Origin of the sequence: Hydrogenophaga aromaticivorans, from assembly GCF_013387465.1 — a bacterium.
GTDB lineage: Bacteria > Pseudomonadota > Gammaproteobacteria > Burkholderiales > Burkholderiaceae_C > Hydrogenophaga > Hydrogenophaga aromaticivorans.
In genome coordinates this window covers 115,652-137,365 of record NZ_VYGV01000025.1, presented here as the reverse complement: position 1 = coordinate 137,365, position 21,714 = coordinate 115,652, and the positions used below count along the sequence as shown (strand labels likewise).

General features: G+C 58.2%; 16 protein-coding genes and 1 pseudogene. All 17 read right to left on the bottom strand.

The window, feature by feature from the left end; genetic code table 11:
* Positions 1-4: 4 nt before the first annotated feature.
* Entirely contained in the window at positions 5-955 is a 951-nt protein-coding gene (locus F3K02_RS22715) for a glycosyltransferase family 2 protein (RefSeq protein WP_177138235.1), read from the bottom strand.
* Between the two features lie 38 nt (positions 956-993).
* Positions 994-1,869, bottom strand: a complete 876-nt coding sequence (locus F3K02_RS22710; protein ID WP_177138234.1) for a hypothetical protein — start codon at positions 1,867-1,869, stop codon at positions 994-996.
* Positions 1,870-1,883: 14 nt separating this feature from the next.
* Positions 1,884-2,930: a glycosyltransferase family protein gene (locus tag F3K02_RS22705; protein WP_177138233.1), complete on the bottom strand. Its 1,047-nt coding sequence runs from the start codon at positions 2,928-2,930 to the stop codon at positions 1,884-1,886.
* Positions 2,927-3,544: a histidine phosphatase family protein gene (locus F3K02_RS22700; protein ID WP_177138231.1), complete on the bottom strand. Its 618-nt coding sequence runs from the start codon at positions 3,542-3,544 to the stop codon at positions 2,927-2,929. Before F3K02_RS22700 ends, F3K02_RS22705 begins: the two co-directional genes overlap by 4 nt.
* Positions 3,541-4,509, bottom strand: a complete 969-nt coding sequence (locus tag F3K02_RS22695) for a glycosyltransferase (protein WP_177138229.1) — start codon at positions 4,507-4,509, stop codon at positions 3,541-3,543. Before F3K02_RS22695 ends, F3K02_RS22700 begins: the two co-directional genes overlap by 4 nt.
* Before the next feature lie 122 nt (positions 4,510-4,631).
* A complete protein-coding gene (locus F3K02_RS22690; RefSeq protein ID WP_177138227.1) occupies positions 4,632-5,675 on the bottom strand; it encodes a glycosyltransferase in 1,044 nt (347 codons plus the stop codon).
* A gap of 20 nt (positions 5,676-5,695) precedes the next feature.
* On the bottom strand, positions 5,696-6,979 hold the full coding sequence (locus tag F3K02_RS22685; RefSeq protein ID WP_177138225.1) for a sulfotransferase family 2 domain-containing protein: 1,284 nt from the start codon (positions 6,977-6,979) through the stop codon (positions 5,696-5,698).
* Complete coding sequence (locus F3K02_RS22680) at positions 6,976-9,696, bottom strand: glycosyltransferase (RefSeq protein ID WP_218179557.1); 2,721 nt, start codon at positions 9,694-9,696, stop codon at positions 6,976-6,978. Before F3K02_RS22680 ends, F3K02_RS22685 begins: the two co-directional genes overlap by 4 nt.
* Positions 9,680-10,684: a glycosyltransferase gene (locus F3K02_RS22675; RefSeq protein WP_343067135.1), complete on the bottom strand. Its 1,005-nt coding sequence runs from the start codon at positions 10,682-10,684 to the stop codon at positions 9,680-9,682. The genes F3K02_RS22680 and F3K02_RS22675 overlap by 17 nt, the downstream gene beginning before the upstream one ends.
* Positions 10,654-11,745 (bottom strand): rhamnan synthesis F family protein, encoded by a 1,092-nt coding sequence (locus tag F3K02_RS22670; RefSeq protein WP_218179556.1) that lies wholly within the window; start codon positions 11,743-11,745, stop codon positions 10,654-10,656. The genes F3K02_RS22675 and F3K02_RS22670 overlap by 31 nt, the downstream gene beginning before the upstream one ends.
* Before the next feature lie 743 nt (positions 11,746-12,488).
* Positions 12,489-13,943, bottom strand: a complete 1,455-nt coding sequence (locus F3K02_RS22665) for a hypothetical protein (RefSeq protein WP_177137940.1) — start codon at positions 13,941-13,943, stop codon at positions 12,489-12,491.
* A pseudogene (locus F3K02_RS22660) lies at positions 13,868-14,870 on the bottom strand (IS30 family transposase). The gene F3K02_RS22665 and the pseudogene F3K02_RS22660 overlap by 76 nt, the downstream one beginning before the upstream one ends.
* Before the next feature lie 54 nt (positions 14,871-14,924).
* Positions 14,925-15,782, bottom strand: a complete 858-nt coding sequence (locus F3K02_RS22655; RefSeq protein ID WP_281362875.1) for a class I SAM-dependent methyltransferase — start codon at positions 15,780-15,782, stop codon at positions 14,925-14,927.
* Positions 15,761-17,758, bottom strand: a complete 1,998-nt coding sequence (locus F3K02_RS22650) for a glycosyltransferase family 2 protein (protein WP_177138208.1) — start codon at positions 17,756-17,758, stop codon at positions 15,761-15,763. The genes F3K02_RS22655 and F3K02_RS22650 overlap by 22 nt, the downstream gene beginning before the upstream one ends.
* 65 nt (positions 17,759-17,823) lie before the next feature.
* Positions 17,824-19,011 carry a glycosyltransferase gene (locus F3K02_RS22645; RefSeq protein WP_177138206.1) on the bottom strand — a complete coding sequence of 396 codons (1,188 nt, stop codon included), beginning with the start codon at positions 19,009-19,011 and terminating at the stop codon, positions 17,824-17,826.
* Positions 18,998-20,128, bottom strand: coding sequence for a non-hydrolyzing UDP-N-acetylglucosamine 2-epimerase (gene wecB, locus F3K02_RS22640; RefSeq protein ID WP_177138203.1), 1,131 nt, complete (start codon positions 20,126-20,128; stop codon positions 18,998-19,000). The genes F3K02_RS22645 and wecB overlap by 14 nt, the downstream gene beginning before the upstream one ends.
* Positions 20,125-21,714, bottom strand: a complete 1,590-nt coding sequence (locus tag F3K02_RS22635; RefSeq protein WP_177138201.1) for a polysaccharide deacetylase family protein — start codon at positions 21,712-21,714, stop codon at positions 20,125-20,127. Before F3K02_RS22635 ends, wecB begins: the two co-directional genes overlap by 4 nt.

Below are 21,714 nucleotides of genomic sequence, written 5' to 3'. Positions count from 1 at the left end.
GCGCTCAGCGCAGCGCATCCCGGTTCTGCAAGGTCATCGAGCGGATCTCTTCGAGCAGCTTGCGGTTGGCGGAGAGCAGATCGGCCACGAAGGCAATCAGGATGGTTTGAAAACCGATGACCATCAGCGAGCTCGCCAGAATCAGGGATTGCACATGGCCGTCGTAACCGTTGTCCGTCGTCAACCATTTGTAGACAAAGCGCATCCCGATCAGGAAGCCCAGACCAAAGAGGGTGATGCCGATCGAAGCGAAGAAACGGAACGGCCGGTAGATGACGAAGACGCGGATGATGGTGACGATGCTGCGCCGGATGTACGAGGAAATGCTTTTGACCAAGCGGGAAGGCCGCAGGTCGCCGTTGACCCGGATGGGCACCGACGTGATGGCCATGTTTTTCTGGCCCGCCTGGATGATGGTTTCCAGGGTGTAGGTGTAGTCACTGAACACCGTGAGCTTCTGGGCCGCCGCCCTGCTCATGGCCCGGAAGCCGCTTGGTGCGTCCGGGATGCTGGTCTTGCTGGCCACACGCACGACCCAGCTCCCCAGCTTTTGCAACAACTTCTTGATCGGGCTGAAGTGTTCGATCGCCTGGATGGGTCGGGCACCGATCACGATGTCGGCTTTGCCGTTGACGATGGGGGCCGTCAACAGGGGGATGTCGTCGGCCTCGTACTGGTTGTCGGCATCGGTGTTGACGATCACGTCGGCGCCGTGCTCCAGGCAGGCTTGCAGGCCGTTCATGAAACCACGTGCCAGACCCTGGTTGCGCGTGTGCCGGACCACATGGTCGACACCGTGACTCAGCGCGACCTTGACCGTGTCGTCGGTGCTGCCGTCGTCAATGATCAGCCACTCAACGCTGTCGAAGCCGGGGACTTGTCGCGGGAGCGCTGACAGGGCAATGCCCAGGGTTTCGGCTTCGTTGTAGCAAGGGATCTGGATGATGAGTTTCAAAGTTTCGCCTCTATGGTTCGGCTGTCACGATGGTGAAATCAAGAAGAGACAGTCGGGTGATCTGATATCACTCTTCCCGTGTGGGGGTGCGGATTGTTCAGAAAGAATCGTTTCCCTTGTGCTGTATTGGAAATTGCAGCCTGGCTCAGGGACTCCACCAAATCTATTGGAAAGTAGCCATTTTTGTCTGCGGCGTCAATCGACGGCTTCATGGCGGTCGCAATTTCCCATTCCGCTTCGTTCAGGCAATAGGGTCTGATGTCCAGAATTGGATATGACTTGCAACTGAACTCCAGATGCAGGGAAATAAAGGTGCTGAAGAGTCGCTCAATGATGAATGGCAGAAACGAGGCCTTGTCCGTGTGATAGGTGCCCTGCATCACCAGCTTGGCAACCGGATGATCAGGTTGCTGCTGGAGAAATTCTGCTATGGGAATCAGAATGCCACCAACATAGGCGTCCCAGAATTTCTCATTTGCAACCCAGAAATTTGAAAAGGCCAGAAATTGTTCGCCGTGCCGGGGAATACGGTCAATTTTCCAGGGGATGCCGACCGCATCCATCAGACCCTGCGCAACCTGCATCAATCCTGGGTGCCACGGCTCTCCCTGGGTCCATACGTTGTATGCCACGTACCGGACCTGGGGGAATGGATTGAAGAAACAAACGTCAGCTTCTTCATGAGACCGGCAAAAGTCGAAAAACTGGGAGGTCTGAATTTTTGATTTTAGTGCGAACTTGGGCGAAAAAATGCCGCAATGTCCAGGACCACGGTGACGCCCTTGTCGGTAGAAGTCAACGTATATCCTGAACTCGCGCCAGTCAAAGTCATTGTTGGCCAACGGGAGTGGCAGGAAGAGGGGTTCGACCTTTTGTTGGCCGACCGCATAGAGGGGTTCATAAATCCGGAGCATGTGCGGAGCCACTGTCAACCAAAGGTCTGAACGAGTGACTCGGCACTCTTGCGAACATGGTGCCGGTTCATGATGTCATCAAAGGCGGCTGTGCGGATGCGCTCACGCAGGCTCAGGTCAAACGCCAGATGCTCAAGCGCTTCGGACCAGTCATTCAGGCTGTTCTCCACCAGAATGCCCGTTTCCATGTTGGCGATACAGCGCGTGTAGATGGGCGATGCCGAGTAGATGCCAGGAATGCCCGCGGCCCCGTAGTTCAGGTACTTGAAGGGGTTCTTGCAGGCATTGAAATCCGATGCGGCTGCGTCCTCACCGGCGCCCAGCGGTGTGATGGAAAACGCATAGCTGCCCGAGATGAGCGAGTGCATGTACTGCTCATAGGGCATGCGGTTGGTGAAATGCAGAAAGGGCAACGAAATGATCTCGGGGAACGGGTCACCGTAGAAATCAAGAACAAACTGAGGGTGCTTGAGAAAGAACACCTGCAGGGCCGTCAGCAGCAGCTCCTTGGAACTCTCCAGCTTGATGAGGTCGGCATTCGTGAACACGATCCTGTTCGGAATGGCCTCCTTGCAGATGGTCGGCAACCCGGATGGAGCGTACTTCTCGACCCACATCCCGTTGGGCACATAGTGCGTGACCGGCACATGGGTACGGATCTTCTCCTGCAGGCGACGGTTGGCGACCGTCACCACATGGCAGTTCTCCAGGATGTCCAGAATGAGGCCGGTCTTGTCGTTTTTCGCCCGTCCACCGCTGTATTCAGGGAAGGAAAATATCCAGTCGTCAATGTCATAGACGAGGCGCTTGCCCAACTGGCGTCCATATTGGGTGAGCTGCAGTGCGGCGGTGGAAGAATGCTTGCTGAGAATGATCACATCGGCCCAGCGCACTCCATTGGTCGCTGCCGGGTCGCTTTCCGAGATCGAGGCGTAGTCAATCTGACCCCGGTCCTGCAAGTAGTCCAGCAATTCCGTCACACGGGCTGCCACCGACAAGGAAGGAACGCCGGGAGCCACGTGCGATTCACGCTGCAAGGCGAGGACGCGGACCTTGCTCATGCAGGGACCCCGATCAACGTCCTGGCCGAAGATTCTGGTAGCTGGGAAAACAGCACCAGTTTGCCCGCGTCGCCGACCGACACATAGTCGACCACACTCAGGCTGGCATTGCATGCGATGAGGCTGGGAAAACGCTCCATGGGGATGCCCAGGGCGTGTTGCAGCAGGCAGGCAATGGGTCCTGCGTGCGTCACGGCCACCACGGTACCCGCGCACTGTTCCTGAATGTCCCGGAGCCAGGCCAGCACACGCTGATTCAGCTCCGCGTGGGTCTCACCATCCGGGTAGCGGTTCAGGTGATTGGCGTAGAAGTCAGGTTGTTGAGTGAGAAATTCGGGCAGTCGAATGTCGGCCACCGACCCCGCATGGGTTTCGCCCAGCCGGGGGTCCACCTGGAAGGCGGCGCCTGGAAACAGGATGCGGGCGCTGTGTTGCGCCCTGAGCCACTGGCTGGTGAAAAAGTACCTGGCCTGGAAGTCAATGCGCTCCAGGAAGCGGCGCGTTTGATCCACCTGCTCGATACCAGCCGGGGACAGGTCGTCCAGTGGCGTGCCCGTCACCAGACCCTTCAGATTGGCCTCGGAGAGGCCGTGTCGCACCAGCACCAGTCTCATGCCGCGATATCCGCGAGTATGTGGACCAGCCGTTCGATGGACTCGTCGGCGCAATACTGCACCAGGTGCTGTGACAAAGCCTGCGAGCCAGGCGCCTTGGTCAGCGAGACATCGATCGCGTTGCGAATGGAGTCCAGGCTGTTCGGGTCGCAGTACTGCACCAGGTCGCCAAAATGCTCTCGGGACCAAGGTGATTCGCTGAGCACCAGTTGACAGCCGGCCAGACCGGCCTCGATCGCCGAAAGCCCGGGAGGTTCGTGCGAGCACTCGATGAACAGGCGAGATTCGCGCAATGCCGATCGCATCAGCTCGGAGCGGGCCGGCAATGCTTCGATGAACAGCACATCGTTCCCGCCCTCAGCCTGACACGTTCTGTAGTACTGGGTATCGCGATGTCCACCAATGAGGACGAGCTTGATGTCCCTGCCCTTGAGGGCCCGGATCACCGACAGCTGGTTCTTGTTGGGCTCGATGATGCCGACACCGATCACATACCGGTCCAGCCCGTAAAGGGCAGGGAACAGGCCCGCAGGTGCCGGCTTCTGATACACCGGATCGGCCTGCGTGATGACGCGGCGAACCTTGTCGGCGGGCAGATCGAACTGGCTGGAAAACATGGTCTGCTCCGCCGACGACTTGAAGATCACCACGTTGGCCAGGTCGGTGTAGGCGCGCACCATCTGACCGATGTCGTTGGCAGGCCGGTTGAGCCAGAGATTCGGCCACAGCGCGATGGGCTTGCCCTGATCGTGGATGTAGCGGAGCAGATCCAGACCCCCACCATGCACCGAAAAGTGCAGCACCACGTCATAGCTCTCCAGACCACGGGACAAGGGTCCGTAGATGTCGGCGATCATGCCGTGGCGTTTGAGCTTCTCCGAAATGGAGAAAATTTCGAACTCTCCACCCGCCTTCTTGAGATAGGCGTGGTGGTAGGTGGTCAGAAGAACGCGAGGAGGCGACATGTTATAGGTATCAATGCACGACCACGCGAACAGCGCCTGGCCTGGTGGTCGTGAATCGCGGGAATCCCAAGAGAGCAGGACAAACGCTGGGCGCAGGTCCTGGGGTTCGCCTGGAGCGGTGCCTAAAGTCGTTCCAGGAGCGGAATCCAGATGTCGACAGAAGCTTGGCGGATCATCGCTGACGCGCGCTCACGACCCAATTTTACCAGTTCGTCACGAGCTCCCTGATCGTTCAAAACCTTGTGCAACTGACCAGCAGCCTCGTCGGCGGTTGAGAACGCCAGAACAGCACTCCCTCCCACTTCGACAGCGGCCGTTCCCTGTCTCACCACGACAGGCACGCCCAGGTGCATGGCTTCGAGCACAGGCACGCAAAAGCCCTCGTGTTCGCTCGTCGACAGCAAGACAGAGGCTCTGGCGTAGCAGTCTTGCAGAGCTTCCTCGTCCACCATGCCGCGCATCTGCACATAGGCGCTCAGTCCGAGGGCCTCGATCCTCTGGTTCAGATGGGTGCGGTAGCCATCGTTTGAGCAGGGGCCCACCACTTCAAGCCTGGCGATGCATCCCCGTTTGTGAAGCATGGCGGTCAGTTCGATGGCCTGCTCAATCCGTTTGTGAGGGACTACACGGCCCAGCACCAGGATCAGGGGGTCGCCACCGCCGACCCGGTGCACCTCGGGCCACGAGAAAAGCTTGAAGCTGGGCGAGATCGGGGGAATCACGATGCCCTGGCTCGTGTCGATGTATGCCGACAGGTCGCGGCGGTTGTACTCGGAGTTGAACAGCAACAGGTCAAAGCGTGCCAGCAGCGGGAACTGCAGGGCTGAACGAGCGCAGAGATCGGCGGTGACAGGCTCGTGCTCGCGAAGCAGTTCTGGCGGTGTGACGCCATGGAAGTAGCAGGCCTTGCGTTGTGGCATGGCCAGCAACTGCTCCAGATAGGGGTCGTGAATCGAGTAACTGACCAGCAGTCGGTCACCAGCCTGAGCATGCTCAAACAGCGCTTCCAGCGGCAGGATGGGTGCATCCAAGGGCGTTGACCGCTGAGCATAGAGGGCCGTTGGGAGGCCAGCAGCGTTCAGATCTTGGGCCAGATGAATGCAATGATTGCCCACCGCGTCACCCGTGTGGATGTCCGGCGCGACGATGCGTATCGTGGTGTTCATGGATGGGTTATTTGAGAGGGTCAAGCCAGATGCCAGCCCAAACGCCAGGGACCACTGGAGGGGAAACGGTTCGAAGTACCTTCAATCAGCACGTGCAGATCTTCCTCTGGACTGACCATGTTCTTGGGTAGAGAAATACTGAAACCGGAGGTGGGCGTGTCATACCCTGCCGCCTGAACATCCGCACGAGGTTCTCCGGTCCGGCCAGTCGCGACGACACGATCCCCGCACACCACCTTCAGGTGGACTGCCTCGGCGGGATGCGTGAAGTTGAGTGCCCAGCCGCGGACGACGCCGTCCAGAATGCCGTCAACATGCCCTTCATACAGGTCCGCTCTCCCGTGATATTTCGCCTCGCGAGCTTGCGTCAGGAAGTGCTGTATGGCGTCCAGGTTGCAGTCCTTGATGAATGTTCGAACCTTGGAAAGATGTTCATCGTTGAACCCAAATGCAAACGAGTCGTGCACATGGGGGTTGGGCATCGAATTGATTTGCCGTTGTATTTGCTTCACCTGCTCAAGTGCATCCGCGAACGCCGGACCATAGGACTGCTCGTCCTGTGCAATCAGTGTGGAGGCTTCTGTGTAGAGTTCGACGTCCAGCCGATTGGTTTCCAGAAACTTGCGTTTGGCAGCATCTGAAACAGGGGAGACGGGCGATTTTGGATGGGCGCGGTTGGCCTCCACGAAGAAAGGCATCTGAAGACCACCGGTTGCACAGAGCCGCAACAAATAGCTGCTCATGTCTTCGCAGGTACCGACAGCGAGGAAGTGAGCGCGTAAGTTGTTCTTGGCGACCTGCAGGCTGGTTGTGTCCGGATTTGGATGGCCAGACACCATCTTCGTGAACAGATTCAGGTCATCATAGGATTCACTGACCCATTCATCTATGGAGATGTCGCCCCGCATGGCGCCTGCTTCCATGAGGGAAATGGGGACTCCCTGGGAAACTTCACCATTCTTGCCGCTGCGCGCATAGTGAAAATGTGAAATCTGGCGAGCCAGCGGATCCCGCAGAATGGTGGTGTAGTTCACGGCCATCTTCAGGGCACGGTGATAGCCAAATGAGAAATGACCACCACCGAATTTAGAGATTGAAAATTTTTGCTTGCAATTGTTCCAGCGTGGACGATTCCACAGGAAGTCAGAGAACTGGTTCGAACCCAGATTGAGGTCAAAAAATGTGCGTACGGTTGATCCTCCACTCTTGGGCGGATGAATGAAAAACAATGGCAATGACAAGGTGATCTCCGGCAAGGCTTGGTGGTACAGCTTGGGTAAGTTCGATATCGGCAACTTGTTCAATCGATGTTGAGTGCTTTGAGGCGCTCAAGATATCTGCAAGCTATTTTCTGGATGGTGTGGTTCTCCGATATCTGTCGTTGCCCCGCCAGAGCAATAGTTTGCGTTCGGAGTTCGTCTTCCACACAGCGCCTGAAGGCAGCGGCTGCATCATCTAGGTCCGGATCCATCCAGTACTGGCCCTCGAATTCGACGTAGTCACCCTGCCGCAACGACACCAGCGGTCCGTCAACGGTGTACGCGGTGCCCTCGAACGCGAAGTCCACACTGCCGGAGTAGTTGGTCGATATCACGGGCTTGCCCATGTACATGGCCTCGGCGATCACGCGGCCAAAACCCTCCGATCGATGCAGTGAAACAAAAACGTCGCATGCGTCGATGAGCGCGAGCATGTCGTTGCGCGGCAGGAACTTGTCGATCAGGATGATCCGCGAGTCCTTGGCCACTTGTGCCAGAAGCTCCTGGTACTCTGGAATGGATGCCTGGGAGTTCATGATCTTGACCACCAGTCGAACGTCAGCGCGCCCGGGGGGGAACGCAGTGGCAAATGCCTTGACCGCACCCATCGGGTTCTTGCGCTTGATCCACGAATTGCAGTCGAACACGGACAAGAACGTGTAGGCGTTGTCCGGTATGCCGAAAAAGGCTTTTCCCCTGGGTGAAAACACCGGCTTGTCGATGGACAGCGGCATGTAGGTGACCGGTTTGTCGGTGGTCTTGGCAAACATGTCGGCCACATAGCGGGACTGTGCCCAGATCTCGTCCGGGATGTTCAGCAACGGAACCCATCTCTTGGGCCAGACAGGCAGCTCCCACTGCCATGCACAGATGTTGTAGCGGCCCGCAAGCACCGGCGCCCAGCCCTTGAGGATGAGCTGGTAGGTGTCCGCTGCCGGCAGGCAGATCAGGTTGGTCCTGGACTTGGGTGTGCTGGAGACGAGGTCATCGGTCCACTCGGGTTTGTACACCGTTGTCAGGGCGCCTATGGGTGCGGGGCACACGCAAGTGTCTACCCCGGCGCGCAGCAGCGCCCGCGTGGCGGTTCGTGCGTCCTCGCCAACACCAAACTGGCCATTGGGCAAGCCCACCACATTGACACCCCGTTCGTGGCGCGTCCCCCGCGGCAAACCCGCACGGAAACCCGATTTCTTCAGCGGGGGATGTTTGACCAGGCCATCCAGCATCGCAGTCAGTTCGACCTGTTTCCACGGCCACCACTGCTCATAGGCCGCGACATCGCCTTCTTGCAGTTGCTGAACAATGCTTGCCGTGGTGTGGAAGATGGCGGAGAGCAGTGCCAGATTGGGCAAGTGCGAGATCCTGCCGGCGAACACCTGACACGGGGCATGTAGGTGGGCGATGTCCCGGTCGGTCAGCGCCAGGAATCGATACTCCAGCTGGCCCAGCGTGAGGCGCCAGTGGGTGAATTGCTGCCGGCCCAGGAAGGTATTCAGGTCGAAGGATTGAATATCTGTCCGCGTTCGCCAGACGGCCAGGGCCCCTTTGGTGATGGGCAGGGCCGAGTCCTGGACGATGCCCGGAGCGGGTTCGTAAACCACATCCGGGAATCGATTGGAGGCCGGCCAGTCCAGGTCCGGCATCGCCTTGCGCTGGGGATGTTCCCAAAACGCCATGGAGTTGAGAACAGCCTCTTCGGTGGCCACCCCGATGTTCAGCTTTTCCTCAAGATCGGGCCAGGTGGTCAGGAGCTGCGTCAGGAAATAGGGGAGCCGAATACCCGCTGGTGTTTCGACTTCATCCAGCAGCCAGGCCAGTTGCTTCGACGTGTCGGCGTGGTGGAATTCGCGAAGATCCTGGCCGATCAGGTCAACGTCGTAGCCGGCCTGCCGTTGGACCAGGGTATCCCACCCATCCATGTCGACGCCGAGGGGATTGTGTCGCAGCAGATCCGCATGAATGAAGGGATAACGGAACGTCTCAACAATCAGGTCCCAGTAGGCTTGGCGCACGTCCTGACGCACGTTCACACCGTCCAGCAACCGGCGCCGGATTGAAGAACGGTCTGGCAGTTGGGAGGCCAGCACTTCGGCCACATGGCGCCGCACATCGGACACGCTGCAGAAAGCTCCCAACCTCAACAGGCCATCGGTGAATCGGGTGCAGGCGTCCATCTCGATCTGGCGAAGCGATGCACGGTGGCTCTCCGTGTTCCCGGCCTCGGGCAGCAGGGCTGGGAGGAGGTCCCAGAATTCACGGACGGATGGGTGCGCCAAAGCCTCTGCCCGCATGACCAGGAAATCGCTGTGCAGGTAGTACCCGCTGGCAAACCCGTCCGAGGCACTCCAGATATCAAGGTCCCGTTCGTCACCAAAGCGCAACAAAGGGCTCAGATCGTTCAGCGGGCCGTACAGCTGGTCGTGCGTGAACACAACCTTGTCCCAGCTGTCCTTGTCGGCTTGCAGCAGACCCAGGCCTGCACGGTATGCATGGAACAGATGGCCAGGCGGAACACCCAGGACAACCTGGTGACACAGTGTCTGCAGGCGTGCCAGGTCCTCGGGCCGGAGCTGCACGGCGCTGGAACAAAACACGCTGGTGCAACCGATCTGCTTCAGGCACTGCAGATAGTGGAAAACGTACTCGCCGATGAATTCGCTGCCGGCTGTGTGCGCAAACACGCAGGCCGTTGCATGGCCAGACTGATGGAGCGATCCCTCGTGGACAAGTTGCGTGGTAGCCATATCAGATGACGCCTTCATAGATCGACTTCAGTTTTTCGACGACGCGGATCCAGGCGAAGCGCTCGTAGATCTGGCCCGCCTGTGTAGCGGTCGGCGCTGGCATCGACAGGGCCTGCCTCAGTCCAGAGGCGATCGCTTGAGGGTCCTTGGGCGAAACATAGATGGCCTCGTCACCAAAATACTCCCGGGTCGAACCCTCCTCCGTGATGACCTGGCGGCAACCCTGGGTAGCCGCTTCGAGCGCGGCCAAACCCGGCGTTTCCAGTGTGCTGGGCAGGCAAAACAGGTCACAGGCCTGGTAGGCGGAGCGGAGCAACTCGGAATGGTGGTCCAGCGGCCCCAGGTACCGAAACCGCCCCTCTGGCGCCGCTTCCTTGACCTTGTCGAAATAGGCCGCGTCCCGGATGTGACCGATCAGGATCAGTTCGTGATCGGGCATCGATGCCATGGCCTGGGCGAGGCCCAGCTGGTTCTTTCGCGGCTCGATGTTGCCGACGTTGAGCACAAACTGGCCCCGAACGTTGAACGTGGAGCGAAAAAGATCCGGAGTGGGCCTCTTCTGGAAGACCTCGTCCACACCGTTGTAGACCGCTGCGAACTTCGATCGGTCCAGTTCCAGAACCCGGGCCAGGGTGTCGCTTTCCATCTCCGAGTTGGTGATCACCCGGTCTGCCAGCGAGAGCTGATGGCGGATCTCATCAATCGGGTAAAGGTGCCTGGTTTCTTCGGTGATCCAGAGGCTGGACGTGATGACCAGGGGCTTTCGCAAGTTGCGGACGAAGTGACAGAAGTGCACCGAGCCGCCAACGCACGAAAAAAAGTGAACCACATCGTGCTGATCAAAGCGTGGATTCCACAGATCAAACAGGGTGACATCGACCCCGATCTGCGGCAGATGGTCCCGATAGGCCAGCAGCTGGACTTCGCCTCCGCCTGGCGTGTGAAACGCCATCGGATACGTGGAAAACAGGACTCTCAATTCTTCACCACCCGTTTGAACACGCACTTGCGGCCTTCCTGGAAGCCGTAGCGCCTGTAATGCGCCAAGCCGTAAGGGTAGTCGCCGGCCTGGACGACCGCAGCAACGTCGGGGTAGTTGTTGAGGTAGAACTGGTCGTCAAAGCGGAACGGAACCGCAGCAGGCACGCTGGCCATGTTGATCCACTTGTTCAGCGCAGGATTGAGGGGGACATCGACAGCGTCCTCCGGAGTCTGGATGACGGACAGCGCTTGTCCGATGTCGATGGGGTAGATGTTTTCAATCGCGTCCTGGTTGATGAGGGCCTCAAGGATCATGGAGACATCGTAGGGCGAGCTTTCCTCGATCTTCTGGGACCAGGTAGAGACATCCGTGGCGGTGGGGTTCTTGGTCAACAGCTCGCGCTTGATGAAGGGCATGCCCATGTCGATCAGTTCATCCCAGTAGGCGTGGGAAGCGTTAAGGTTGTACACCAGCTCGCCGTAGTGCATCACGATGTCGGAGTTCGGGAGCCTGGACGCCTCCAGCTTTCGCAGCGTGCGCTGAAACAACCGGTCGAGAACGTCGCGGTACGGGAAGACGACCGAGTAGCTGCAACCGGTCCGAAGAAAATGCTGGCTGCCACCCACCTCGTAGTTGTGAACGATTTTCTGTTTGAAGTTGTCGGTGGTGTTGCTGATGAGGTCGACCGAAGACCAGAAGTCGTCGAACGCAGCGCTTTCATACAGCCTGGTGCTGTACGAGATGAAATAGCTCTGGAGGTGGTACCCGTGGTCGTGCGAATCGGTCAGTCCACAGAGGTCGATGTCCTCGCGCTCCATCTCATGCAGGATCGGCTGCAGATCGTTGAAGGGGCCAAACACACTGTCGTTGGCAACCAGCAGACGACTGACTTGGGCCTCTTGCTGTTTCAGCAGCTCGATCCCCGCCTTGTAGGAGCCGAAGTCGTAGCCCACGTTCTCTCGAAGGCAGACGGTGTGGCAGACCTTGGACAAAGCCTCCACGCTCGCGTCAGAGATGGCCCGGCTGGTGGACACCAGGAGCACCTCGTAGCCACACCGCTTGAGCTGCTCCAGGTAGTACAGCACGTAGCGCTCCACCCGATCGTTCGCATCAAAGTGGGAGAAGACACAGTATTTGGCCGGAGTGGTCGGTGTTTGGCCAGAAAACCTGGAGGAGAGGATCTTCATGTTCTGTGAGAAGGGCTACGAGAAACAGAATGTAGCAAGCCGTCAGGCACTGCAACCCCATATTGTCGGTCCCTTTTTGGTGCGCGATTGCTGGGGCAGTCGGGCAAAACCAGTACCGAAGGAAGTGTGTGGATGCACAACGAGCTTCAACGCTGATGGGTGGGCGCCCGCAAACTGACCTCACTATGTTCAGGTTGCTGCGGCTGGAACACGGTCAGATCGACAGCACCGCAAGTGCTCTGGGGCCATCCACCTCTGGCATGTAATCAAGTATGAAGCTGTGATTGAGAAATAATTGAATTTGAATTGGTGGCGTGATGTTATCGTTGCTTTATTCTAATTTGGAGATATCAATTTCTATGGGTTGAGATAGTTGACCATCTTTAATCCTTCCGAATAGCTCAATGATTTTGATGTTTTGAATGTCTGTGTGATAAATTAAAACTCGAAATCCTGAGAATAGTGACCCCTCCGGATAGTGATGGTTGAAATCGGGACGGGGTCTGGTATCGAAACTAATCTCGTGCGCGCTTTTATTGTCAATTTTTGCGATCAAATTTTCGATGGCATGAACGCCCAGGATCAAGCACCAACCCTCAGCGAATATATTGTCGTCGATTGCGCTGATGACGTCAATATGACTAAATATCGGGGTAAAAAATATTTTTTTCTTTTGAGATGCCCTTGCTCCAATTAATGGGGCTGGTTCTGTTTCCGGAATTGGTTAATGCATAAACCTCAATGGTCTTGATATTGCAGGGCAAATTGAAGGGTATGAAGAGGCTAAATCCACAATTGATGGTTCCATCTGTATGTATTTTATTTACGTCTGGGCGAGCTCTTGGCTCGAAATTTTTGACGGGAGATTCAATTCCATTGATGGCGACTGTGAATCCGCTTGCAGCTTCCCTGCCCCAGGGAAGCGCCCATCCTTGAATCAAGATACCCTGCATCGTACGATCGATAGCATCAATACAGCCCATTACGGGTTCAAATTTTTCATCCATTGATCGCAGGTAGAAATGCTTCATTGTTGAAAACAGCAGCGTTTTTAGCTGCTCGTTTCGCTCAGGCTGCTTTTTGACAATCTGTTTTCCGTTGGGATTAAATATCACCAGCGGTGAAATTTCGGGGTGATTATTCTTGATCAGATCAATGTCTGGCTCGCTTATGTCCGTCAAGTGTCTTAAAACGGCTTCGTCTAGAATGATTTCTGTTTGACATTCTGGATCTCTGTAGATGAAATCATCAGATATCGATTTGGAGAAGTCGGGGTTGACATCCTTAAATACTTCGCTGTATGTCAAGTTGGCTACCCTTAACAGTTCTGTCTCAAATAGGGTCAAAGATCTGTTTACTTTGGCGTTGCCCATTGCTGGGAGTGCATTTGAGTCAATTTCAAGAGCCTTGCACAGTGATATTGACAGTCCTTGCTGAATTTCGCTGTCGTAATGAAAGGTAAATATTTTATCAAAAATCTTTTTATATTTTTTGATCGCATCGAACTGTGGGATGCTATTGATTGACAAGCCGTATTCGCGAAAATTGCGGGCATATTGGTGGCGCTTAATGAGTTGTTGGTATCCTGAATAAACGATATCGTAAACATCTCTGAGGTATGCAATTATTATGATCTCTAGAGAGGCGTTGGTTGCATGATGCTTTAATTCAATCAAATCATCTTCTGTTAAATCTTGAAATGCCTCGGATGACAAAAGAATTTTACTTTCGCTGACACTTTTGATTTTATCTATTTCTTCGGAAATATGTCTGGATTTGATTGCTCTGAAAAGGGTAAAGCCGTTACCTATAGAGACTTTGTGTGGTAAAAAGGTCTGCTTGACATTAGGGTATTTCACGCCTTGGGTGCTTAGGGCCACTACGTTGTTGTTGAGCCAAACTTGGAGCGCGGATGAGCCTGTTTTTGCACATCCTATGTGTAAATAGAGTGTTTTCATTGCATTTAATTGAGTTTTTTCGTGAAGGGTGGATTCAAGCCTGAAGTGCAACACCCTGGGTTTCAATGAACGAAGGTGGAATGCTGCGGGCTGTTGAGCAGGAGTTCTCGATAGACCGCCAGCGGTGATCGTACGCACAGACCTTTGCCAGGTCGGTTGTTGAGCTGATCGGCAATGGCATCGAGTTGCTCCTAGCTGTAGCCTGAGAGATCGGTGCCCTTGGGCAGGTACTGACGCACCAGCCCGTTGGTGTTCTCGTTGGAGCCGCGCTGCCATGGGCTGTGCGGGTCACAGACGTACACCGCCATCTCCCGCCCCATGGTCGTACGTCATGCTCTGGCGCATGGGCGCTGCGATCCCCAGCAGCTTGTCAGAGAAGGCCTGCATCACGTTGGCTGCGCTGGCAGGTTTGAACTCAGGCAGTTTGATGAGCATGAGCAGCCTGCTGGTGCGCTCGACCAAGGTGCCCACCGCACTGGCGTTGGCCGCACCCTTGATCAGGTCGCCCTCCCAATGCCCGGGAAACTGCCGGTCTTCAATCTCGGGCGGGCGCAGGTGGATGCTTACCATGTCGGGGATTTGACCTCTGCGGTCCTGTCCTTTGCTGCGAGGCACGCGTTTGTTGTGGGCGTGGCGCAGGGTGGCGATCAGCTCGCGCTTGAGCTCGCCAACGGGTTGGGCGTAGATGCAGTTGTAGATGGTCTCGTGTGACACGCGGTGCTCATGGCCTCTGGGGAGGATGCAGGCCAGTGTCAGGGCAATCTGTACAGGCGACCAGCGCTCGCCCAGAAAGTGGCGCATCAGGCCGAACAGGAGGCCATAGCGATGGGGCTTGTTCGGGGAACGGCTTTGGCGACGGCGCTGCCGGGCACAAGCACGTGCTGCGGTGCTTGCGTAGCCTGCTGGCTGTGCGTTGCGCCGCAGCTCCCGGCTGATGGTGCTGGGTGATCGCACCAAGACCAGGGCCATAGCTCGAATGGTGTACTTCTGCTGTGCCAGGCTGGAAATCGTCACACGGACTTCAGGCTGGAGTTGTTGATACCTTCTCTGTGGGCTGCTTTGCATCTGCGGACCTTACTTGGTGGCAGGTGTTGCACTTCACTTTTGACTCCGCCAGATCTATCCAAGTAAATCCTTCTCCGCGGCCAAGACAAGCTCCATTCGAGTTGCCTCTGGAAAAGCTGCACGCTTTGACAACGTCATAAAGAATTCGTGACCAACCGTGGGCAGAAAAGTGCACTCTTGAAGATGGATGAACTTGAGGGCATGAAGGTCCTGCACCAGCAGTCGGAACGAGTGCGGCACAAAACACCAGGCGTGGATGTCGAGGTAGGCCCTCTGCTCCCGAACTATCTGAATACCGCATGAGGCGTTCGACAAACCGTGAAGAAAGCGGTAGTCGCCCGGCTCATTTCCACTCCACGCAATGCGGCCGTCTTTTGCAACCACATTCATGTAGTATTCGGCGACGTTACCGGGGCTGTGTATGGTGTCCTTGGCCAGATGCGCATCAATGATCTTGCCCAAGCCAGTTACCGGTCGGAAGCGGTCAAAGCAATACCGCTTGTCTGGAACAGCCAAGGACAGCACACCACCCGGTTTGAGGATGCTCTCGCACTCATTGAGAAACGCGATCAGGTCGGGCGTATGCTCGATGACATGCGAGGCAATGATCCAGTCGTATTGGCACGTACCACCGGTCAATTCCTTGAAGGACTGGCCGCTCCAGACAAAATCAACTTCTTCAATGTTGTCCAGCTGAACGCCGTGGTCCTTGTACTTCTCGACCAATCCTTCCCGGGTCAGGTGGTCCATGACATGTACCTGGAATCCATCCCTTTTTGGGGCGACCGGGTTGTGGCTGGGGCCAATTTCCAAGCCGAGCCCTCTTGTATCGATATCGCGCAGGATGAGTTCTTTTCGCGTAGACATTCTGGAGTCCTCCCTGTGGTGATCTACCCGACTCTCGGCGGCCAAGCCAGACTGAAGTCTTCATGGACCAGCGACAGGTTGGGACTGTAATTCCTGTCCGCCGCCATCTTGTTGCCCCAGCGGGCGAACATGTACTGCACTTCGCTGGCGAATCGCGCCTGTTTGGCGGGGTTGTCTTCCAGGCCGCGCGAGGCCGACTCATGGTGCTTGAGCACCGCGTGTGGGGTCCAGACGTTTCGGTACCCGGCTGCTTGAACCCGAAGGCAGAAGTCGACGTCGTTGAAGGCGATGCCGAGCTGTTCGTCGAAGCCTTCCACGGCATTCCAGGCAGAGCGCTTGATCGCCAGGCAGGCCCCGGTGACGGCACTGAGTTCCTGATGCAGCTGAGCGCGACCGAAGTACCCAGGTGCGTCGCCAGGGAAGAACTTGTGTGAGTGGCCGGCAACGCCACCGATGCCGACGATGACGCCGTTGTGCTGGGCGCGTCCGTCCGGGTAGAGCAACTTGGCGCCCACTGCGCCGACACCTTCGTGCGCGGCGTGGGAAACCAGTTCGTGCATCCAGTTGCCATCCAGGATCTCGATGTCGTTGTTGAGCAGCAGGACGATGTCGCCGCGGCTGGCGGCCACCCCCATGTTGACGAGCCTGGAGAAGTTGAACGGGATGCTGGCATCGACAATGCGCAGCTTGTCGCTGGAAAGTTCCTGGTACAGGGCCTTGACCTGCGGATCCACGCTGCCGTTGTCGACCACCACGATCTCGAAGTTGGGGTAGGTGGTTTTTTCCAGCACCGTCTTCAGGCACAAGGCTATGAGTTCAGGCTTGTCCCGCGTGGGGATGACGATGCTGACCAGGGGCGGCGGGTCGGGCAACTGGAACTTGACGCGGTTGTAGTGGGGAATGATGCCCGGTACCACTTCACCCGGCAGTCCCACCCGCGCCAGGTGTTCGGACACCGCCCGCCTCGCCGCGTCCAGCGCGTAGTTTTTGTTGTCAATACTCAAGGCGGTGCTGCCTTCGCAGGCGCGCCAGTGGTAAAGGATGCGCGGGACGTGCGCGATCTCGTCCATGCGCAATCCCTCAACCAGCCTCAGGGTCAGGTCGTAGTCCTGTGATCCGTCGAAGTCGCTGCGCAGTGGCCCCACCTGGTCCAGCAGTGTTTTTTGAACCGCCGTGAAGTGGCAGACCATGTTCTGGGCCAGCATGAGTTCGTAGTTGAATTCACACTTGAAATAGGGTTCGAACCGGTTGCCCTGATCGTCTATCTTGTCTTCATCCGAATAGATCAGCCTGGCTTGCGGGCGCTGGTTGATCGTGTCCACGACCCAGTGCAGTGCATCCTGGGTGAGTTCGTCGTCGTGGTCCAGAAAGCACACCCAGTCGCCGGTGGCGATGCCGATCGCACCGTTGGTGGCGCCCGAGATGCCGGCGTTTTTTTCCAGCTTGACGTAGCGGATGCGTTCGTCCTGAGCGAGGTATTCCTGGACGATCTCATCAGCCTCCGGTCGGGTGGAGCAATCGTTGCAGATGCACAGCTCCCAGTTGCCGTAGGTTTGCGCCAGCACAGAGTCCAGCGCCTTGCGAAAGAACACCGGATCGGGGTTGTAGGTCGGCATGACGATGGACAGCTTGGGCGTGCATGTGAACGTCGTCGCTTGCTTCAGCAGGCGCTTGAGGTATCCGGAGTCTTTTTGATCGTATTGTTGGACCCACAGCGTGTAGTCGTTGCTGGATTTTTTGCTGGTTTCGGACAGCAGCTTGGTATCCAGGGTCAGACGCCAGATGCCCCTGTCGTACCTGCCAAGCAGGTATTTGGCGCAGAACAGGACGCGCTCCCACAGTGTGCGTGGTGCCTGACCGTTGGGGGTCAAAAGCGCCTTTAGCAGCGCATTGTTGGCGATGCCATCGCCCTGAATGCATAGCGCTCCATCGACGCGAAGTTGGTCCTTCAGGCGCGCGATCTCTGCTTCGCGGCGTTCGTAGTGCGCCAAGAGCGCCAGTGGGGTTGTGTTCTTGTCCATGTCGTTGGTGCTTGATCGAAATCCGGGGAGCTGAAAGCGGGTGGGAAAACGGCGTGTTCGGTGTATCAACCGCGAGAGCCGTTCACGATTTGAAGCATCTTTTCAAGGCGCTGTGACCAGGTATTTTCGCCGACGAAATCCGCAGCTTCGTCGGGCGTCAATCGGCCACGCCGCAGCTGGTCATGAATGGCCCGGGAAAAGCTTGGCACATCATGGCCAATGCACAGCCCGACATGGTGGTGTCGGGTGAATTCCAGCGGTGTCGAGGCCACCGGCACACCCGCGGCCAGGTACTCGAAGTACTTCATCGGAAACATGCTGCGTGTGTAGTCGTTCACCCGGGTGGGCAGCAGCCCGACAGCCATGCCGCGCAGATATTGCGGCAAGGCCGCATAGGGTTTGTGTCCGAGGGTGTGCACGTTGGGTAGTTTGCGCATCTCGGCGAGCGTGGGGTCATGTTGTCCCTCCCGCTCCTCGCCGATCAGGACGAAGCTCCATTCTGGGTGTTGACTTGCCAGTGCATGCAGCAGCGCAAAGTCGACCTTGAAGTCCGACAGGGCGCCCACGTAGGCCAGGCGCGGGGACGGAATCGCCGCCAGATCTCCAGGCAGTGGTCCGCTTTCCAGCGCCTGTCCGAAATGCCCGGCATCCACCACGTTGGGCAGGTCGACCACCTGGGGGTGATGAAGGCTGCACTTGGCCTGCAGTGCAGGACTGGTCGTGAAAACGTGGTCTGCAACCTTGAGGAGACGCTCTTCCTCCAGGTTGAACGCGTCCGCGTCAATACCCGGGATCGCTGCGAGATCGTCGACACAGTGATAGACCAAAGGGCCGGTATCCAGATCGTCCAGAAGATCGACGATGTACGGGTGGTAGGTCCAGACCATGGGCCGGGAAAATGATCGACTCCGAATGAACCAGCGCAGCACGCCGCTCAGCAGGCTGCGGTTGAGTGTGCGGATCCAGGGATGGTCATGGCGGAACGGCACCAGAAGCGGGGAATAGACCCACAGGTTCTTGCTCACCTGCCTTGGGCCGCGCAGACCTCGCCAAAGGCGTCTGAAGATGCGTCCCCAGTCGGTGCCACTGCCCAGTTTGGGTGGCCTCAGGCCGATGCTCTCCACATACAGCACGCGCCACCCGGCTTCGGCCAGATGGGCCGCGGTGTGCTGCTTGTTGGTCCAGTAGGGCGTGTCCCAGTCGGCGGTGGCAAAGAGAATGCAATCCTTGCTGGGGTGCTCAGCGGTGGCCATGCCGGGCCCCGTTTCCTTCGTTCAACAGCACCTGCAGCATGCGTTGCGAGGCCTTGCCATCGCCATAGGGATTCGGTTGACCCTGCAACCGGGCGCGTCGCTCCGGGGCGCCCAACCACCCGCGGGCCGCTTCCAGAATGGGGTCGATATCGGTACCGGCCAGGGTCGCAAAACCCGCGTCTATGCCTTCGCTGCGTTCGGTGTGTTGGCGCATGACCACCGCCGGCACGCCAAACGACGGCGCTTCCTCCTGGATGCCGCCGGAGTCGGTCAGGATCAGGACCGAACGGCTCTGCAGGTACAGACTGGTCTCGAAATCAACGGGCGGCATCAGCCGCAGGTTGGGGATGTCGGCCAGCCGCTGGTAGACCACTTCCTGCACCTGCGGGTTCAGGTGAACCGGAAACACGAAGCCCAGCTGGGGGTATTCGCGACCCAGTTGAAGCAGGGCTTCACAGATGTTTTCCAGTCCCTGACCGAAGTTTTCGCGCCGGTGGGTGGTGACCAGGACCACATCCTGATCCGGGAAGAGGTCGGCGGCCTCGCCCTGATAGGGGTGCTGTGCCCATTTCTGCTGGATCAGGCCGATGGCGTCGATGACGGTGTTGCCGCACTGCGTGATGTGTTCCGGCGCGATGCCTTCAGCGAGCAGGTTGCGGGTGGCCTTGCTGGTGGGCGTGAAATGCCAGCGCGCCAGACGCGCGATCATGGCGCGGTTGATTTCTTCCGGAAAGGGGCTGTAAGGGTCGCCCGTGCGCAGTCCGGCTTCCACGTGTGCCACGGGGATGCGCTGGTAGAAGGCCGCCAGCGCACCTGCAAAGGCCGTGGTGGTGTCACCTTGCACGACCACCACGTCCGGCCGGTGTTGCTGGTAGGTGTGGGTCAGGCTTTCGATCAGTCGGGCGGTGAGTTCCGGCAAGGTCTGGTTGTCGCGCATCAGGCCCAGGTCGATGTCGGCCTGGAGGCCAAAACACGCCAGCGCCTGGTCCAGCATCTGGCGGTGTTGCCCGGTCGAGCAACTGAGCAGTTCGATGCCATCCAGGTGGCGCGCCGCCTCGATCACGGGCGCGAGCTTGATGACTTCTGGCCGGGTGCCAAAAACAACCATGAGTTTCATCGCACCAGGCCTTCGCGTTCGATGCACAGGGACTGGCCTTTGTACCGCACTTGCAGCGGCCAGGGGGACGCTGCCGGCGGGCGCACAACGAGGAATCCCTCGGGCGTGGCCTGAATCCGCGTGTGCGCGCGGTCATGCAGGAAATCCATGGCCTGGTCTTCGTTGGCGAACAAGACCCGTCCGCGCTGGCGCATGTGCTGAATCAGCTGGACATGGGCGCTGGCACGCTGCGTTTCGGTGAGCCATCCGTATTGATAGCGTTCGGAAAACGGGTGATCGAGGTAGCCAAAAAACGCACCGCCTTCGCAGGCCAGATCAAAGGCCTGCTTGAAGATCTTCATGGGTTCATCGCCCTCGAGCATGCAGTCGCCGTGCAGCATGCACTGCTGGCTGTGGCCGATGAAGCCGGTGCCCGAAGCCGGTGGCACGCCTGCGCGGGCCATCAGGAAGTCGAAGTCGTTGCGGATGATGCCGCCGATGCAGCCGCTGTAGCCGGCGTCGGCCAGCCCCAGCCGGGCATACACGGGCGTCTGGTGGAAGGGTGAGACCGCGTACCGCACGGTGTGGCCGATGGTGTCGCGGATCACGTCGGCCGATGTTTTTCCTTCGAGGTAGGCGGCTTCGTAGCTGCCCCCCCAGTCCGGGGCATGGGTGGCGGTGTGCGACAGGATGGCGCCTCCGGCGGCCAGCACTTCCCGGGGCAGAACGTGGTGCTGCGCATCGCTCAGAACCTTGGCGTGCAGCGCCAGGCTGAACGGAACGCCTTCGCGCTGGTACACCTGCCACAGCGTTCGAGCCGATTCCACGTCTTCGTCGCAGTCCAGCCGCATGGTCACGGCAGCGTCAAACCCGTGGGGAATTTCGGCCAGCACGGGCCAGCAGGGCAACTCGACCGGACGGTGATCGGAGAGAAAGTCTTCGATCCAGCGCCATTCCTGCGAATCGATCGGGCCAACCGCTCGGTTGACCCAGAGCAGGCTGGCCGGACCCTGGTCCCACAGGCCCGCGTAAGCACCGTGGTGCTCCGCTTCGACCACGACCTGCGCCAGTTCGTTGCCGGGCTCCAGCCAGGCGCGTTGCGCCAGCGACCAGGGTGAGCCGTCCGCTGTGATGGCCCCGAAGCCCAGGTTGTTCCATTCGTCGGTGAAGTCGTAGCGGCGCAGTGCCCGTTCTGGCTGGTGACAGGCGCGGCCCGACAGGCGAAGCATCGGATCGGGCAACCAGCGCACGCGCGCGGCGCTTTCAGAATCCTGGAAGGTGTTGGCCGGTGCACAGCTCGCGGCCTTGATGAGGTCCTGCGGCAGCGGTTCGGTGCGCACCTTCAGGAACTCAGCCAGAGCCGGTGGCAGTTCACCCAGAACGATGATCTTGCTGCGGGCACTCGCCAGACGAATGAGTGCTGGGGTCCAGTCTTCCAGCGGGTTGATCACGACCCACGCATGGTGCCCGACCGGATCATGAAGCGTTTGCAGCAAACCGGAAAAACTGCCAGCCGAGACCTGGTCCAGACCGCAACTGCGGGCCAGTGCCGCCACCAGCAGCGTGGCGGTGGGCTGTTGATTTCCGGGAGCGAGAACGTGGATCAT